Raw genomic sequence first — 18,519 nt, forward strand, 5'->3', positions numbered from 1 at the left:
AACTATTCTATTGCTATTGTATCAATTACTTTCATTAATCTATCCGTTTCACTTAGTGCTACAATGATTTTTTGATAATGGGCAATATCGTCAAATTCCAGTTTGCGTTCCTTACGGTCTTTGAGCCATTTTTGAGCGGGTTGATAACCACCAATGTAGAAATTCCAAGCCACATCGGGAACGTTGTCGAAATATTGGGTTTCGTTGATATATACTCTTCCGCATGAACCCGTTTTTAAATTCCCCTCCACTGGAGGGGTGCCCGAAGGATGGGGTGGTTCTTCTTTTTTATGCAATGACGACTCTGATGGTTTTCCATATTCCTTGATTATAAAAAGCTCTAAGTTTTTCATTACGACTTTCATATTCTGTAGTACTTCAACAACGGGAATATGATATACTTTTAATCCTAATGAAATCAAATAGGCTTCTCTAACAGCATCATATTTTTCTTTGCTATCGTGACTTGCTCCATCGATTTCGATTACTAAACCAAATTTTTTGACGTAAAAATCAACTATATAATTTCCTATAATGCGTTGTCTGTCAAAATCTATTTTATGAAATCCTCCTTTGGTTACTTGCATCCAAAAAAGTACTTCGGATAGATTTTCGGCTTGGCGAAGTTCTCTGGCTCTTTCTTTTAATTTGGGATTATAAGGGAGTTCTAAAATGGGGTTTTGTTGAATAGGGGTTTTATTAATGAAGTGTATTTGTTGGGTAAGATTATTTACCACCCCGTCCTGCGGACACCCCTCCGGAGGAGGGGAATTTTCAAATCGTGGTTTGTTTACCACACAGTCGCCATCAATATTAAATTCTGTAATAAATTCTTCTACTGTTGCGCTTTCCAGCAAATGAATTTCTCGGATTTTCGAACCTAATTCGACCAATTCCCAGAAGGTTTTGGTGTCTTTTGGATATGGGATTTTTGGAAAATCAATTTTCAGGAATTCTTTGTATTTCTCTCGGTAGGTTGGCGAATGCAAAACGGCATAAATATAATCTAGCATATCAATTGGCGCAAACGTTTCTCTGAATTCAGGACGAACTTCGGAATTATTTGCCATACAAACATTGCCTTCTGGTTCTTTTTCAGCAACAAAAGTCAAGCCTAATTGTTTGGCGATTTGACTGACGATTTCTGCGTTAAGATTGGGAATTCTTTTTGAAATTTCGGTAGGTTCGTTCAAACCTGTCAGGGATTCGAACCCTGACAGGGATTGTTGTTGTCCGTTCGTTTCGGGGTAGAGATATAATGGCGCAATACTTTCTGCACCCTGCATGCCTGACCTTGACCATCCACGTCTATCAGAAATTATATTTGTAATAAAGACTGGTGCAGAATTTATTTCATCAAAACCTCTTTTTATTATTAAACCTAAACTACCTTTTACTATATGTTTAAAAGTTTCAAAGCTTGCTCTTCTTTGTAGTTTTGTATCATAATAAGTATATCTTATATCAAAAGGTCTGTAGTTTATTCTCTTTATGCTTTTAGAATTAAAGACAGAATTATTTAAATTATTTTCAAATTGAAAACTTCCAGAATTCTTAATTCCAAATTTCATTTTAATTTCTTGTGAATCCTTATTATTAAAAACAATTTCTAACTTTTCGTTTAAATCGTTTAAATTATAATCAATAAAAAAATCATCTCTTCCACTTTCAACTCCTGGATTTAAATTTTTCATAAGTTCTGAAACTGAAAACCCATTTTCATATTCCTTTTCTCCTTCAAAGTTTTTGTTGGTAAAATAATAATTAGGCCCTTTATTTTCTATAATATTCCATTCAAATGATTTTAAAGAATTCTCGTTTAAAATATCATATTTAAAATCCCGTTTTCCTTGTAAATCATAATGAAATAATTTACCTAATTCATTTTTCTTTTTCTTTCCCGTTTTTACAAAGACATTAATAGAAACACCTTGCATAATATCAAAAACATTTTGGTCGGCAGAACCATCAAGACAAACTTCTTTCTTTTTTGCATTTCCGTGTAAATCGAGAATGTAAATTTTATCAAAACTTTCCAATAAATTTTTTCGCATTTGTCTATGTGTAATCCCATCAATAAAACTATTGTTTGATATGTAGGCTAAAATTCCACTTCCATTTTTATCAACAAAATGCTGACCATATCTAATAAATTTGACATAATCGTCAGAAAGAGAATTATAACTTTTCTCTTTTAAATCTTTTTTATAATCAGCGGTTAAACTTTCTATCCACTTTCCTTTATTTGTACTACTTGAAGCATAAGGAGGATTCCCAATAATACACATGACTGGCGTGTCACGTTTGATGAAATTGGCTTCATTGGCTTCGGAACTCAACCAATTGGCAAATAATGTTCCAGTATCAGGATGACTTTCTTCAAGAGAGTTGGTTAAGTAAATCTTTAAACGCTGAGAAGAACCACCCCGCCCGTTGGGCACCCCTCCAGTTGGCGGGGAATATCCGGTTTCAGTCAGCAGTAAATCCATTTGCAAATGCGCCATAGCGTAACTCGCCATCAATAACTCAAATCCGTTCAATCGGGGCAATAAATGCGTTTCTACATAATTGCTCCAAACGCCTTGTTGTCCTTTGAATTTTTTGTGAACGTGTTTGACTACTTCAGCCAGAAAAGTTCCGGTTCCTGTTGCTGGATCCAGAATTTGAACGCGATGCACTTCTTGATCTACTTTTTTACCTTGAAGGTCAATTTTTATCTTTGTTTTGCTCGTGTCTGCCAAACCTTGCGGCAAATCGAATTCCGTTTTCAAGATATCATCAACGGCACGAACGATAAAATTCACTACAGGTTTTGGCGTATACCAAACGCCACGTGCTTTTCGTAATTTCGGATCGTATTCACTTAGGAACGTTTCATAAAAATGGATTATTGGATCTTCCATTTTGGTGCTTTTGCCGTAATTTTTCAAGATTTGTTCCACATTACATGCCAAGAAAATATCTATTAAAGAATCTACAATCCATTTGATCCGGTCGTCAAGATCCGGTCCTGCGATGTAGCCAAAGAGTTTTCGCAAAAACGGATTGGATTTTGGGATTAGTTCGGCGGCTTCTTGTCTGGAAAAAGTAGGTAACGTTGGGTCGTGCAATCTCGCGGCAAACATACCGTATGCGATGGTTTGTGCATAGACATCGGCAAAACCTTTGGGTGTAATATCGTGAATTAGGATTTCTTTGAAAGCGTTCATTTGGTCTTTCAACGTACTGTCTTCACTATTATTTTCGTCAGAAGTCAAAGCTTGTTCAATCACATCTGATAACAATCGGGCTTTTCCCGCCATCATTTCTGCCAGTTTCTTGGAACTTTTTATAGATTGACTACTGTGAATACAAAAATCTTTAATAAGGTTGGTGAAAGCTGCGAAGTTTTCCGGTAAAGGAATGATTTCTATTTTATTGTCATCCTGAGCTTGTCGAAGGACGGCAATGGCGATCTTTGTTATAAAAACACCATCGATATAAAGATGAAAATCTAAGTAATCGGTAAAAATTAAATTGTTTAGCGAGTTTTTATAACGGTCAAATTGTTCTTTGTTTCCCGTTTTCTTTGCACCCGATAAATCTTTGTCGCCAATATCTTTAGCCTCAATAAACCCAATTGGAATATCTTTTTTGGTGATAATATAATCTGGAGCTCCGCATTGTTGTCGTTTGGGTTCATTGGTTGCGGCAACATCCGGAACAATACTTTCGATAAGTTGCTTCAAATCGCCACGATAGGTGTGTTCTGTTGCATTACCTCTTTTGTAGGCGGAATTTATATTTTGAATGTATTGTTCTAAAGTCATCTCAGTAGTATTTGAACAAATGTAAAGAATTGGAACCTAAAAAAACACCTTCAGTGAGGTGTTTCTTATAACAATTTCCGGTATTTACTTTTTATGTTTGTAGAACTCTACGGAAACCTACTCTCTATTTTTACTGTCAATTACTATCGTTACAGGACCATCATTCAGCAAAAGTACTTTCATATCTGCACCAAAAACGCCAGTTTGTACTTTTTTACCCAATTCTTTCTCCAACTGAAGCACAAAATTCTCGTATAATGGAATAGCTATTTCTGGTTTTGAAGCTTTGATATAGGAAGGGCGATTGCCTTTTTTAGTAGCGGCGTGCAAAGTAAATTGACTTACCACAATAACATCGCCATCTGTATCCTTGACAGATAGATTCATAACGTCATTTTCATCTCCAAAAATACGGATATTGACTGTTTTTGAAGCTAACCAATTGATATCTTCTTGATTGTCTAAATCTTCAATCCCAACCAAAACCAACAATCCTTTCTGGATATCGGCTACGACTTTATTATCGATGGTTACGGAGGCTTGGGAAACTCTTTGAAGGACGATTTTCATTATTTTATATTCTATGTAAAATAGACGCGATAAATCGCATCTCTACTATTCCCTTGTTTTGTCACTGATTATTCGATCCTCGTTATGAATATCAGTACGGTAATTTTCATCGTCTCCTTCCAGAATTTTAAGGTAACTTCTATAACGGGACCAAGCGATTTCATCTTTTTCTAAAGCCCCTTTAATAGCGCAATGCGGCTCATCTTTATGCAAGCAATTATTGAATTTACATTGCTCTTTCAACTTAAAAAATTCAGGAAAATAACCACTGATTTCTGCTGCATCCATGTCTACGATTCCAAAACCTTTGATCCCGGGCGTATCGATAATTCTGGCATCAAAAGACAAATCATACATTTCGGCAAAAGTCGTCGTGTGTTGCCCTTGTTTACTTGCTTCAGAAATTGTCTTTGTTTTTAAATGTAAAGAAGGCTCCATCGCATTTACCAAAGTCGATTTCCCAACTCCGGAATGTCCAGAGAACATGCTCACTTTCCCAATCATCATTTCTTTCAATTCCTCTATTCCTTTCATTTCAGTCGAAGAAACGCGCAAACATTTATATCCAATTTCCTGATACACATGCTGCATGTACAATTGTTCATCAAGCGTGGCGTCATCGAAAGTGTCAATTTTATTAAAAACCAGTATGGTTTCAATTCCATACGCTTCGGCAGTAACCAGAAAACGGTCAATAAAGTTAAAAGTCGTTGGCGGATTATTGATGGTTACCAGCAAGAAAACCCTGTCAATATTAGACGCAATAATATGCATCTGATGGGATAAATTCACTGATTTCCGAACGATATAATTCTTTCTGTCATGAATGTTATGAATGGTTCCCGTAACAGTATCGGATGATTCTTCTAGTTCATAATCCACTAGATCGCCTACAGCAATAGGATTGGTGCTTTTGATTCCTTTAATTCGGAATTTCCCTTTCATACGGCATTCGATAAAATCCCCTTGTTCGGATTTTACGGTGTACCAACTTCCTGTAGATTTGTAAACGAGTCCTGTCATAAAGGATTATTTGATTGAAGATTAACTATTTTAGATTTCTGATTTAAAATCTAAGACTTTGCAAAGATAATTCTTTGTTTTAGGTTTAAAGTTTAAAAGTTTAAAGTTTTTCACTTTGAGCAACTTTACATACAATTAAAAATAGAAAATCCCCACAACTTTTGACAAAAGCTGCAGGGATTTATATTTAAAAAATACGGACTAAGCGTTTAGTACTTTTTCTTGGTGACCAATACTTTCCTGGTGAATCGCTTTGAACATTTTTAGTACAAACTCTTCTGTCAACCCTTTCTTCTCGCCTTCCAAAATCATTTTTCCTAAAATTTCGTTCCAACGATTGTTTTGCAATACAGCAACGTTAGCGTCTTTTTTCACTTGACCAATTTCGTCAGCCACTTTCATTCTTTTGCCTAACAATTCCAATAAATTCGAATCCAGAACATCAATATTCGCTCTCAATTTTGTCATTTTATTAGCAAACTCGTCCGTATCACCACTTACTTTTCTCACTTTCAAATCTTTGAAAATCTGTTTCAAAGCATCTGGCGTCACTTGTTGCGCTGCATCACTCCAGGCATTATCCGGATCAGTATGCGTCTCGATAATCATACCGTCGTAATTCAGATCTAATGCTTCTTGAGTCACTTCAAGAATCATCTCACGGTTTCCTGTAATATGGGAGGGATCAATGATCAAAGGCAAATCAGGGAATTTATTTTGCAATTCAATAGCTATCTGCCATTCAGGAATGTTTCTGTATTTCGTTTTTTCATACGTAGAAAAACCTCTGTGAATAACGCCTAAATTCTTAATTCCTGCCGCATGCAAACGTTCCACACCACCCAGCCACAAAGCCATATCTGGATTTACTGGATTCTTGACCAATACAATTTTATCGGTTCCTTTTAATGTATCAGCAATTTCTTGCACCGCAAACGGATTTGCAGTTGTACGGGCTCCAACCCATAATACATCAATATCATGCTCTAAAGCCAATTTACAATGCGCTGCAGTCGCTACTTCGGTTCCCATAAGCAAGCCGGTTTCTGCCTTTGCTTTTTGCAACCATTTAAGTCCTATTGCTCCTACTCCTTCAAATCCTCCCGGACGCGTTCTTGGTTTCCAAATTCCTGCTCTAAAAACACTTACGTCAGAGTCTTTCAATTCATGTGCAATTTTCAATACTTGCTCTTCTGTTTCAGCACTACAAGGTCCTGCGATCACAAATGGATGAGTCAAATTGAATTCATTCAACCAATTTCTCATTTCTTTCTTGTTTTCCATCTTTTCTAATTTTAGTTTTTTTATTTTATTCTGTGTTGTTTACTTTAACTGTAACCTGCTCCTGAAGCTTCTGAAAAAATGCTGGTTACTTTTTTATATTTATTCCGTTTAATATTTCTTTTATTTTATTCACACTTTGCATTTCATGGTAAATCGCATCATAATCTTCCTTCTCTAATAATTCCTTAAACTTTGACAAATTAGAAATATACTCCTCTAATGTTTTCACAACCTGCTTCCTGTTCTGTTTAAAAATTGGTGTCCACATTGCCGGTGAACTCTTGGCCAAACGAACCGTACTTTCAAAACCAGAACCCGCCATATCAAAAATATCCTGCTCGTCTTTCTCTTTGTCAATTACCGTTTTTCCAAGCATAAATGCACTGATATGGGATAAATGCGACACATAAGCAATATGTTTGTCATGTGATTTTGGATCCATATACCGAATCCGCATTCCCATTGCCTTAAACAAATCCAACGCTTTTTCCTGCAATTTAAACGTTGTTTTTTCGACCTCACAAATGATATTCGTTTTCCCTTGAAACAATCCTTTTATCGCTGCCGATGGTCCTGAAAACTCCGTTCCTGCAATAGGATGCGTTGCAATAAAATTCCTTCTCTTAGGATGATTAGCAACCGCTTCACAAATAGGCGTTTTTGTCGAACCTACTTCAAAAACAATCGTATTTTCACCAATAACATCCAGTACTTTTGGTAAAACACTTAATGCAACGTCAACCGGAACAGAAACGATTACAAAATCTGCATCAACTAAATCATCAAATGTCGCACCAGCATCAACAACTCCCAAAGTTATTGCTTCCTGCAAATGATTTTCATCAGTATCGATTCCATAAATTTTGGCTTCCGGATGCAGTGCTTTAATGTCCAATACCATTGAACCGCCTATCAATCCTATTCCTATTACGTGTATATTCATCTATTAAAATCTATCAATTGCTTCCTGTACTTTTTCTTCTTTTACACACAATGCAAATCGGATGTAACCTTCTCCATTAGAACCAAAAATGGTTCCCGGTGTAATAAAAATAGATTTGTCATATAAAATTTCATCTATGAATTTCTCCGCCGATGTGATTCCGTCCGGCAATTTTGCCCAAACAAATAATCCAACTCCTTCTTTATAAACTTTACAGCCTAATTTCTCAGCCAGTTGTTCGGTAAGAATTCTGCGTTTTCTATAAATCGCATTCATCGAATCAAACCAAGTTTTGTCACTTTTTAAAGCTTCAATTGCTCCTTTTTGAATCCCGTAAAACATACCGCTATCCATGTTGCTTTTCACTTTCAAAACGGCATCAATGCAAGCTGCATTTCCCAGAAGCATTCCCACTCTCCAGCCCGCCATGTTAAAAGTCTTACTCAAAGAATTCAATTCTAAAACCACGTCTTTTGCACCTGCTACTTGCAACAAACTCATCGGATTGTCGTTCAAAACAAAACTATACGGATTGTCGTTGACTAATAAAATGTTATGCTTTTTGGCAAAAGTCACTAATTTTTCAAACAATGCCAGACTTCCTCTGGCTCCAGTTGGCATGTGCGGATACCCAATCCACATGATTTTCACTTTCGACAAATCCAATTTTTCCAAAGCTTCAAAATCCGGCTCCCAGTTATTGTTTTCTTTTAAGTCATAATAAACCGGAACTGCTCCCACTAAATTTGTCACCGAAGTATAGGTTGGATATCCTGGATTTGGGATCAGTACCTGATCGCCTTCATTCAAAAAAGCCAGTGAAATATGCATAATTCCCTCTTTGGAACCCATCAAAGGCAAAATTTCGTTAGCCGGATTCAACGCAACTCCGTAATTGTTTTTGTAAAAATCAGCCATACCTTGCCGCAACTCTGGCAACCCCTGATAACTTTGGTATTGATGTGCATTCTCCTCTTGCATTGCCAGAACCACTGCATCAATTACCGCCTGTGACGGCTGTAAATCCGGACTTCCAATTCCCATATTGATAATGGGTTTCCCTTCAGAAGCCAGTTGCCTTACTTCTCTCAACTTTGAGGAGAAATAGTATTCTTCAATTATTTCGAGACGTTTCGCTATAGTAATCATTCTTCTATTTTAAATTTCTTGTAAATCGATCTTAATCTAATTCCCACTTCGGGGGTTGGGGTTAAGGGCTTTATAATTTTGTGTTTTTATATTCGCCTAACACTTTGAAATATTCTGCCATAATGATCAATAGCGACTTTGCTTTCGCATAATCTTCGTATTTTTCAAAAGTGACATCGACAAAAAACGAATATTTCCAAGGCGTTTCTATTTTTGGTAACGATTGTATTTTTGTTAAATTCAATTTGCAATCGCTCATCACATTCAAAACTGCCGCTAAACTTCCCCGTTTGTGATCCAATTCAAATTTGATGGACGCTCTGTTAATTTCGTTTTCCGGAACAAATGAATTTTCCTTTTTGATAATCACAAAACGTGTCATATTATTTTTAATCGTTTGAATCTCCGGAGCCAAAATTTCTAAATCATACATTCTCGACGCCGTAATACTGGCAATTGCAGCAATCCCTTTCAACTGATTTCCCTGAATTCTACGTGCCGTTTCGGCAGTATCTTTATCTTCGACTAATTTTATATTTGGATATTTTTTAAGGAATTCCATACATTGCAAAATGGCCATAGGATGCGAATGTACTTCCAAAATATCTTCTATTTTCTGCCCTTTTAAGGCCATTAAATTTTGATGAATTATTAAATAATGCTCCCCAATAATGTGTAAATTATTCTTGTCAATCAATGCGTAATTCGGAATAATTGGGCCCGCAATAGAATTTTCTATAGCCATAACTGCCTGATCTGATTTACCGGAGAGTAGGTTATCCACTAACTCTTCAAAGGACAAACATTCATCTAAAGCAACCGCCTGATGAAAATATTCTTGCGCCACCTGATGGTGAAAAGAACCCGTTATGCCTTGTATTCCAATTATTTCATTCATTTTACACCTTTTTAAGCAAAAAAAAATCCCGATTTACATCGGGATTGTATATTTATAGTATCAATTTAATTTTATAATCAAATAACCATACAACAATCCCTTTCGACCTTCCAGAAGAAATAATAAGAGTTGCTAAAATAAAATCGGCTATTCAACATGCTGTTGTTTTTTGTATTAATTACTCTGCGAATGTATACATAATTTCCAGCTATCCAAAAAAAAAGGCTGATTTTATTGAACAAAAAAAGAATTCGCTAAAAAACTGGTTATTAATTATGTAATAATTAAAAAAAGGTCTTTAAAACACCAATAAGTCGTTGCTATTTTACTGTTTTTAAAACTATACCATTGAAACCGGCTAAAAAAAGTGGTTTTATACAACTACTTTTTCAGCAAGCCATTTTTTTCCTTCCGAAATTCGGGCAACCATCATCGCCGACACTAAATCACCATTCGCATTTAGCAATGTCGCCATTGGATCTACTAAAGTCCCCACAATCATTGCAGCTGGAAGAGCTTGTTCCATTGGGAAACCATAAACGGTAATCGCCAAAATTTCTCCTATATAACCTCCATTAGGAATTCCACCTTCAACTACCGAAACAATTACTGTAATTCCTAACGCCACTAATAAGGTATTTGGGTCCGTTAAATCTTTTCCGAACATGGCGAAAATTACCGCAATTTTCACAATAGATGACATACTGGATCCGTCTTTATGCAAAGGCGCACCCAGTGGAATAACTACATTTCTGATGTGAGCCGGAATATTCATTTTTTCGGCACCTTCCAGATTGGCAGGAATAGTGGCAATGCTGCTGCAAGTTCCCAATGCGGTTAAGGAAGGCGTAATATTATTTTTCCAAAATACTTTAAATCCTAATTTCCCTCCAGCGATAAAAGCGTACAAACTAAAAAACACAATAAAGTAGAAAGCACAAACCGCATAATAAAGCCCCAAAGGTTTTGCATAAGCTCCAAATAATTGCGGTCCAAAAATTCCAACCTGATACGCGAAATAAGCCCCCAAACCTATTGGAGCCGTTTTCATGATGATGTGTAACAATTGTTTCATCACTTCATTGCCTGAATTCAAAAACCTGCTGAAATCTTTTCCTTTTTCTCCGGAACGCAGGGCGGCAAACCCTATTAGAAAGGAAAAAATGATTAAGGCCAACATGCTTTTTCGAGAAAGCAGTTCATAAAAATCCCCCGCTGTAAGCAATTGGGTAATTTGTGAACCTGTATTTGTACTTTGTATACTTTCTAACGGTATTTTTGAAATAATGATGTCTTGATGAATGGGAAATAACAGGACACCAACCAGCATCAAAATGGCAGAAATTAATACGGTGCTTAAAAACACTCCCATAACAATTACAAATAATCTTCCCAGTTTCTCTGATTTTTCTAAATTGGCAATCGAAGATGCAATCGTAAAAAACACCAAAGGGATAATGGCGGTAAACAATAAATTCAGAAATATATCGCCCAATGGTTTAATCACTTCTACTTCCTTTCCAAAAACTAAACCCAATATACTTCCTGCCAAAATTCCGCCAAGCAGCAATAAAATACTTTTGTAGTTTTTCAAGAAACTCCCTGATTGTGTATTTTTCAAATTCATGTTCATATAGTTTATGGTAAATATATAAATCTAAAAGAGAATATCCTCTTGCTCAATAAACTTTGACGAAGGTCTTTTATTTATTGAGTTACAAAAACAATAAATCAATACTTTTTCTGTTTACTTTTGCAACAAATAAAATTCCATGTCAATAGAAGTAAATAACATATCCAAAAGTTACGGTACTCAAAAAGCCTTAGACAACATTACATTTTCTGTCAAAAAAGGAGAAATAGTTGGTTTCTTAGGTCCAAATGGAGCCGGAAAATCAACTTTGATGAAAATATTGACCACTTACATCAATGCTGATGAAGGATCCGCAATAGTAAACGGAAATGATGTAAACACCAACCAAAAGGCAGTACAACTTTCAATTGGTTATTTACCGGAACACAATCCGCTGTATTTGGATTTGTATGTACGCGAATATTTAGCCTTTAACGCTGATGTGTATAAAGTAGCTAAATCCCGTATCGACGAAGTAATTCAACTTACTGGTTTAACTACCGAAAGTCATAAAAAAATAGGCCAATTGTCTAAAGGATATCGGCAACGTGTGGGCCTTGCCAATGCGTTATTGCACAATCCCGATGTTTTGATTTTGGATGAACCAACCACTGGTTTAGATCCAAACCAATTAATCGAAATTCGTAATGTGATTAAAAATGTGGGAAAAGACAAAACTGTTTTCCTTTCGACGCACATTATGCAGGAAGTAGAAGCGATTTGTGACCGTGTTATTATCATCAATAATGGAAAAATTGTTGCCGATAAAAAACTGGACAACTTAATTTCTGAAGATAAGGAACAAGTGATTGAAGTAGAATTTGACTATAAAATCGAAGAACAAGCCATTGCTAAAATCGAAAATCTTGTTTCTTATAAAAATACGCACGACATGATTTGGGAGTTGACTTTCAAAGCGGATAAAGACATGCGTCCGGCAGTTTTTGATTTTGCCAATGCCAATGGTTTGAAAACATTGCAACTGAATCAGAAAAATAAAAATTTAGAGGCTGTTTTTAGAGAGATTACGAAAAAATAGTAATCAGTGTTCAGTCGCAGTTTGCAGATGAAAAATACTAGCCATTCATAATACTTATACCGTTTGATTTGTCATTCCGACGAAGGAGGAATCCCATGCCGTGAAATTCCTCCTTCGTCGGAATGACAAAATTATGAGAATTTGGAATGAATAACGACATTTATAACCGTTAAATCCCTAGCCCAGATAGCAGTAAAAATCCTTTTCTTGTCTCGTTTTTTTAGACAAGAAAAGATTGTAACGAATAGCTGGAAATAGCTCCTAAAAAACCTTACTCGCTATTTGTCGAATATTTTCTGATTTTCCCATAGAATAATAGTGCAACACGGGAACACCGGCTGCTTTCAACTCCAATGATTGTTGGATAGCCCATTCGATTCCTACTTGTCTGATATCTGCGTTGTTTTTGCACTGATCAACCGCATGAATTAAATCTTCCGGCAGATCGATTCGGAAAATTTGTGGCAAAACTTGTAAGTGTCTTTGCACGGCAATAGGCTTAATTCCCGGAATAATAGGAACGGTGATCCCAATTTCTCTGGCTTTGGCAACAAATTCGAAGTATTTAGCATTATCAAAAAACATTTGCGTCACCACATAATCCGCACCGGCATCTACTTTTTCTTTGAGTCTTTTCAAATCTGAAATTAAAGACGGTGATTCTAAATGTTTCTCCGGATATCCCGCAACTCCAATACAAAAATTGGCTTTATCATCAACATCCATGAGGTCATGCAAGTACTTCCCGCAATTTAATTGGTTAATTTGTTTGACCAAATCAACTGCAAAATCATTTCCTCCTAATTTAGGAACAAAAGACTGCTCGTCTTTCATGGCATCGCCACGCAAAGCCATCACATTATCAATTCCCAGATAATGACAATCAACTAATAGATATTCCGTTTCTTCTTTGGTAAAACCACCACAAAGCACATGAGGAACGGTATCTACATTGTATTTATGCTTGATCGAAGCGCAAATCCCAAGTGTTCCTGGACGCATTCTGGTTAGTTTTTTTTCCAATAAACCATTTCCTTTATCCATATAGATAAATTCTTCGCGAGAGGTGGTTACGTCTATGAATGGCGGTTTGAACTCCATCAACGGATCAATATTATTGTATAATTCCTGAATACTTTTGCCTTTTTGAGGCGGAATAATTTCAAAGGAGAATAACGTTTCTCCTTTGGCTGCTTCTATATGTTGTGTTACTTTCATGATCCTCCCCCGACCCCTCCAAAGGAGGGGAGAACTCGGGTAATTTTAATTGAACAATATTTTTTTCTTCCTTTTCGACTCCTCCCCTTCGGGGAGGCTGGGTGGGGATTTTAATCTGCTACATTCGGGTTCAACCATTTCATTGCTATATCGGTTGGAATGCTTCTGCGTTTGGCATAATCAATGACTTGGTCTTCTTTTATTTTTCCAAGTCCGAAATACTTGCTTTCCGGATTTCCAAAGTAATACCCAGAAACCGATGAAGCGGGCCACATCGCCATACTTTCGGTTAGCGTCACTCCAATTTCTTGTTCTACATTTAGTAATTTCCAAATCGTAGGTTTTTCTAAATGGTCGGGACAAGCCGGATATCCTGGAGCCGGACGGATTCCTTTGTAATCTTCAGCGATCATAGCCTCTGTACTTAAAGCTTCATCTGATGAATAGCCCCAAATTTCTTTACGGATTTTTTCGTGTAAATATTCCGCAAAAGCTTCCGCAAAACGATCTGCTAATGCTTTGACCATAATCGAATTGTAATCGTCTAAATCTCTTTCGAATTCAGCCGCCCACTCATCAACACCAAAACCAGTCGTGACACAAAATGCGCCCATATAATCCGTTTTACCGCTATCTTTTGGAGCAATAAAATCAGACAAAGCAATGTTTGGAGCACCTTTTGTTTTTTGTGATTGCTGACGTAACGTCAAGAATGTCTGCAATGGTTTTCCGTTTTCATCACTTATCTCAATGTCATCATCGTTCACTTGATTGGCAGGGAAAATTCCATAAATTCCTTTAGCAGTCAGTTTCTTTTCTCTCAAAATAACTTCTAACATTTCCTGCGCATCTGCAAAAACCGAAGTGGCTTGTTCGCCCACTACCGCATCCGTTAAAATTGCCGGATATTTCCCGAACAATTCCCAGGTTCTAAAAAACGGTGTCCAGTCAATATACGGAACCAAAACATCCAAATCCACTTCGATCACTTGTTCGCCTATGATTTTTGGCTTTACAGGAGTAAAATTCTCCCAATCCAACTGCAATTTATTCTTGCGCGCTTGCTCAATAGTTAAGAAATTTTTGTCGCGTGAACGATTCAAAAACGTCTCTCTAAAGGCATCATACTCCGCTCTAATGTCGCTTGCATATATTTTTTTATCCTTGTTCAATAAACTTCCCGCCACCGTTACGGCTCTCGAAGCATCATTCACATGAATAACCGTTTCTCTGTATTGTGGTGCAATTTTCACGGCTGTATGTGCTCGCGAAGTTGTTGCCCCACCAATCATTATTGGAATTTTAAGTCCTCTTTTGTCTAATTCTTTAGCAAGAAAAACCATTTCGTCCAGTGACGGCGTGATCAATCCGCTCAATCCAATAATATCTACGTTATGCTCAATGGCCGCTGCGATAATTTTTTCGGGAGGCACCATTACGCCTAAATCTACAATCTCATAATTATTACACGCCAGCACCACGCTTACAATGTTTTTACCAATATCGTGTACATCGCCTTTTACGGTTGCCATCAGGATTTTTCCATTCCCTTGTTTGTCTCCGGCTTGTTTGCTGGCTTCAATAAACGGCAACAAATAAGCCACTGCTTTTTTCATTACCCGAGCCGATTTTACCACTTGCGGCAAAAACATTTTACCCGAACCAAATAAATCCCCAACCACATTCATTCCTGTCATTAAGTTAATTTCAATAACTTCAATTGGTTTTTTTGCTGCCAGTCGAGCTTCTTCAATATCCAAAAGAATAAATTCATCCACTCCCTTCACTAAGGAATGTGTCAATCGTTCCTGAATCGTTCCAGAGCGCCATTCCTGAATCGCTTTTTCATTGCTCTTTACATCTCCTTTTACATTTTCGGCAAAATCCAGTAATCGCTCTGTGGCATCCTCTCGCCTGTTCAGAATTACGTCTTCAACGCGTTCTAAAAGATCTTTTGGAATTTCGTCATAAATAGACAACATTTCAGGATTCACGATTCCCATCGTCATTCCATGTTGGATGGCGTGGTACAAAAACACGGAGTGCATCGCCTCCCGAACCGTATCATTTCCTCTAAAAGAGAACGAAACATTACTTACACCTCCACTAATGTGTGCGTGAGGTAAATTTTCTCTAACCCATTTTGTTCCTCTAAAGAAATCCAAAGCATTCAAGCGGTGTTCTTCCATTCCTGTCGCTACTGGAAATATATTCAAATCGAAAATAATATCCTGTGGAGGAAAACCAACTTTGGCAACTAATATATCATACGAACGTTGGCAAATTTCTACCCGGCGCTCGTAATTATCTGCTTGTCCAGTTTCATCAAAAGCCATAATAATTGCCGCAGCACCGTAACGCTTAATCAATTTAGCGTGATGAATAAATTGTTCTTCGCCTTCTTTCAAGGAAATCGAATTTACCACACTCTTACCTTGCACCACTTTTAGTCCAGCCTCAATGATATCCCATTTCGAGCTATCAATCATGATTGGAACTCTGGAAATATCCGGTTCAGCAGCAATCAAATTCAGGAATTTCGTCATGGCATATTCGCCATCAAGCATTCCTTCATCCATATTTATATCGATGATTTGCGCGCCACCTTCCACTTGCTCTTTGGCAATACTGAGTGCTTCCTCGTATTTTTCTTCCTTGATTAATCGAAGGAACTTTCTAGAACCGGTAACATTCGTTCGTTCACCAATATTTACAAATACGCTGTTAGGCGTAATGATTAAAGGCTCTAATCCTGATAATACCAAGTTTCTTCTAGTTTCTGCTTGTGCCATTTTTTATCTTTATTTGTCCTGCACGGTTTTAGAAACGGTACAAGTTTATGCTTTTGTTGTTTATTTCTACTTTTTTTTAACGTGTAGTTCGTTTTGTTTCTTATTATTTTGGGCGTGACCACAAGGGTCGGGCTATTCGTTACAAGTCCTCGACTAATTCCGTCCCGATAGCTATCGGGACTTCATTTGTCTGTGGGCTTTTCACTGCTATCCCTCACGCGGATATTGGTACTAAATCATCTATTATCAACAGAATATGCTCGTAATCCTAATTTTTATTTCATTCAACGGAATAAATTCCGTTGCTACAAAATATATCGTTCCTACGGAACTCGTACTTCGCTATCGCGAGCGTCCCGCTCGTGCCTATTCTAAATTATAATTCTATATTTCAAAATCTATTTATCCTGCCTTTGTTAATGGGCACGAGCTAGAAGCTCGCGCTAGCGGGGGAACCTAGCCACCCAGTTTGTCATTCCGACGAAGGAGGAATCTCATCAAACTATATCCGTAATGTGATTCCTCCTTCGTCCGAATGACAAAATCACACTTTATGTTTTTATTCTCTTTGTGGGCACGGATTACAAATCCGCGCTATCTAGTGTTATCAGTTCCGGCGCTGGCACTAACTTGGATTCAACTAAAAAAATCCATTTTCAAACATCACTACACAGTTTAAAAAAACCATGCAGGAAATTTAATTACATCGTTGCTGTTGAAACTCTAGGTTTATACTCCTTTGCGATATCAGCAATCAACTTAATGTGTTCTGGGGTTGTTCCGCAACAGCCACCTATGATATTTACTAAATTATCGTCTAAATATTCTTTGATAAAGGCTTGCATCTGTTCTGGCGTTTCATCGTACTCTCCAAAAGCGTTGGGTAATCCTGCATTAGGATGTGCCGAAACATTGAACGAAGTATTATGCGCTAAGGTTTGGAGATACGGTTTAAGCAAATCGGCACCCAAGGCGCAATTGAATCCTACACTCAACAACGGAATGTGTGAAACCGAAACTAAGAAAGCTTCCACGGTTTGACCTGAAAGTGTTCTTCCTGATGCATCGGTAATTGTCCCGGAAACCATGATTGGAATATCAATATTACGTTCGTCTTTGACTTCTTCAATAGCGAAAAGAGCCGCTTTGGCGTTTAACGTATCGAAAATAGTTTCCACCAACAGTAAATCACTTCCTCCGTCTATCAATGCTTCTACTTGTTGTTTGTAAGCAATGCGCAAATCATCAAAAGTTACCGCTCTGTAACCTGGATCATTTACATCTGGAGACATACTCGCTGTTCTGTTTGTTGGTCCAACTGAACCGGCTACAAAACGAGGTTTATCTGGATTTTTGGCTGTAAATTCATCGGCTACTTCACGGGCAATTCGTGCCGATTCGTAGTTAAGTTCGTAAACAATATCTTCGAGATGGTAATCTGCCATTCCGATGGTGGTTCCAGAAAAAGTATTGGTTTCAACGATATCTGCTCCTGCTTCAAAATAGGCGGCGTGTACCGCACGAATCGCTTGTGGTTGCGTAAGTGACAATAAATCATTGTTCCCTTTTAAGGAATGTGGAAAATCTTTGAAACGTTCTCCTCGAAAGTCTTCTTCAGAGAAATTGTAGCGTTGCAACATGGTTCCCATAGCTCCATCGAGTATGAGTATGTTTTTTTTAATGGCTTCTTGAATGCTTGACATATCTTGTTATTTCTTGTAAATCACGATCCATTTCGGGATTTACACTTTTGATTATTAATTACAAAAGTTCACTATATGAACTCTTTAGCCCCGATTGAAGCGATATCATATTTTTCTGGCGTTCAGAAAAAAAGATATAGCGGAAAGCGGGAACAGTATTGGCAAAAAAACACCAATTGTTCGCTCCTGATACCGAAATTAATTCAGAAGGCTAAAAATATATGTTGTCAAGAAAAGGTTTGAGAAATACTGAGTGAGTATTCGTGTGTTATCTATCTTAAATACTGAAACTGGTTCTGTATAAAGTAGAATGTAGCACCTTCTTTAAAGATAAAGGGTTGCTAAGGTTTCATTGGGTCTTTCCCTCCGCCTTTCGTGATAACTTTCAATAAATATAGGAACAGTGCAAAGTAAAGACATAGCGCCTATACTTGCAAGTATTAGCGCTATATTTTTTA

Annotated in this window: 13 protein-coding genes and 1 riboswitch; of the genes, 2 read left to right on the forward strand and 11 right to left on the reverse strand. The window is 37.2% G+C overall.

The window, feature by feature from the left end:
* Window positions 1-2 precede the first annotated feature (2 nt).
* The 8 genes from EKL98_RS13415 to EKL98_RS13450 all read right to left on the reverse strand — a co-directional run bounded on the left by EKL98_RS13415 (window position 3) and on the right by EKL98_RS13450 (window position 11,303).
* Complete coding sequence (locus tag EKL98_RS13415; protein WP_126562869.1) at window positions 3-3,809, reverse strand: type ISP restriction/modification enzyme; 3,807 nt, start codon at window positions 3,807-3,809, stop codon at window positions 3-5.
* Window positions 3,810-3,926: 117 nt separating this feature from the next.
* Window positions 3,927-4,379, reverse strand: a complete 453-nt coding sequence (dtd, locus tag EKL98_RS13420) for a D-aminoacyl-tRNA deacylase (protein ID WP_126562870.1) — start codon at window positions 4,377-4,379, stop codon at window positions 3,927-3,929.
* A gap of 45 nt (window positions 4,380-4,424) precedes the next feature.
* The gene (rsgA, locus tag EKL98_RS13425; RefSeq protein ID WP_126562871.1) at window positions 4,425-5,402 is read right to left on the reverse strand and encodes a ribosome small subunit-dependent GTPase A; all 978 of its coding nucleotides are present in this window, start codon (window positions 5,400-5,402) and stop codon (window positions 4,425-4,427) included.
* Between the two features lie 201 nt (window positions 5,403-5,603).
* Entirely contained in the window at window positions 5,604-6,686 is a 1,083-nt protein-coding gene (locus EKL98_RS13430; RefSeq protein ID WP_126457419.1) for a bifunctional 3-deoxy-7-phosphoheptulonate synthase/chorismate mutase type II, read from the reverse strand.
* A gap of 85 nt (window positions 6,687-6,771) precedes the next feature.
* A complete protein-coding gene (locus EKL98_RS13435) occupies window positions 6,772-7,629 on the reverse strand; it encodes a prephenate dehydrogenase (RefSeq protein ID WP_126562872.1) in 858 nt (285 codons plus the stop codon).
* Between the two features lie 3 nt (window positions 7,630-7,632).
* A complete protein-coding gene (locus EKL98_RS13440) occupies window positions 7,633-8,778 on the reverse strand; it encodes a pyridoxal phosphate-dependent aminotransferase (protein ID WP_126457421.1) in 1,146 nt (381 codons plus the stop codon).
* 70 nt (window positions 8,779-8,848) lie between these two features.
* A complete protein-coding gene (locus EKL98_RS13445; RefSeq protein WP_126555003.1) occupies window positions 8,849-9,676 on the reverse strand; it encodes a prephenate dehydratase in 828 nt (275 codons plus the stop codon).
* 373 nt (window positions 9,677-10,049) lie between these two features.
* Window positions 10,050-11,303: a dicarboxylate/amino acid:cation symporter gene (locus EKL98_RS13450; protein WP_126516157.1), complete on the reverse strand. Its 1,254-nt coding sequence runs from the start codon at window positions 11,301-11,303 to the stop codon at window positions 10,050-10,052.
* 145 nt (window positions 11,304-11,448) lie between these two features.
* Here EKL98_RS13450 and gldA point away from each other — a divergent pair, with 145 nt between their 5' ends.
* A complete protein-coding gene (gldA, locus tag EKL98_RS13455; protein ID WP_126457424.1) occupies window positions 11,449-12,348 on the forward strand; it encodes a gliding motility-associated ABC transporter ATP-binding subunit GldA in 900 nt (299 codons plus the stop codon).
* Window positions 12,349-12,609: 261 nt separating this feature from the next.
* Here the strand turns inward: gldA and metF are convergent, their stop codons facing one another.
* Together metF and metH are read right to left on the reverse strand one after the other, a co-directional pair.
* On the reverse strand, window positions 12,610-13,566 hold the full coding sequence (gene metF / locus EKL98_RS13460) for a methylenetetrahydrofolate reductase [NAD(P)H] (protein ID WP_126554996.1): 957 nt from the start codon (window positions 13,564-13,566) through the stop codon (window positions 12,610-12,612).
* A gap of 110 nt (window positions 13,567-13,676) precedes the next feature.
* On the reverse strand, window positions 13,677-16,358 hold the full coding sequence (gene metH / locus EKL98_RS13465; RefSeq protein ID WP_126562873.1) for a methionine synthase: 2,682 nt from the start codon (window positions 16,356-16,358) through the stop codon (window positions 13,677-13,679).
* Window positions 16,359-16,614: 256 nt separating this feature from the next.
* On the opposite strand from metH, the gene EKL98_RS18435 reads away from it, so the two are divergent.
* A complete protein-coding gene (locus EKL98_RS18435) occupies window positions 16,615-16,740 on the forward strand; it encodes a hypothetical protein (RefSeq protein ID WP_255416337.1) in 126 nt (41 codons plus the stop codon).
* Between the two features lie 319 nt (window positions 16,741-17,059).
* On the opposite strand, the gene EKL98_RS13470 is transcribed toward EKL98_RS18435, so the two are convergent.
* Window positions 17,060-18,061: a homocysteine S-methyltransferase family protein gene (locus tag EKL98_RS13470; protein ID WP_126554994.1), complete on the reverse strand. Its 1,002-nt coding sequence runs from the start codon at window positions 18,059-18,061 to the stop codon at window positions 17,060-17,062.
* A 265-nt stretch (window positions 18,062-18,326) separates the two neighbouring features.
* Window positions 18,327-18,446: riboswitch (SAM riboswitch) on the reverse strand.
* Window positions 18,447-18,519: the final 73 nt, after the last annotated feature.

Source organism: Flavobacterium bomense (genome assembly GCF_003970355.1).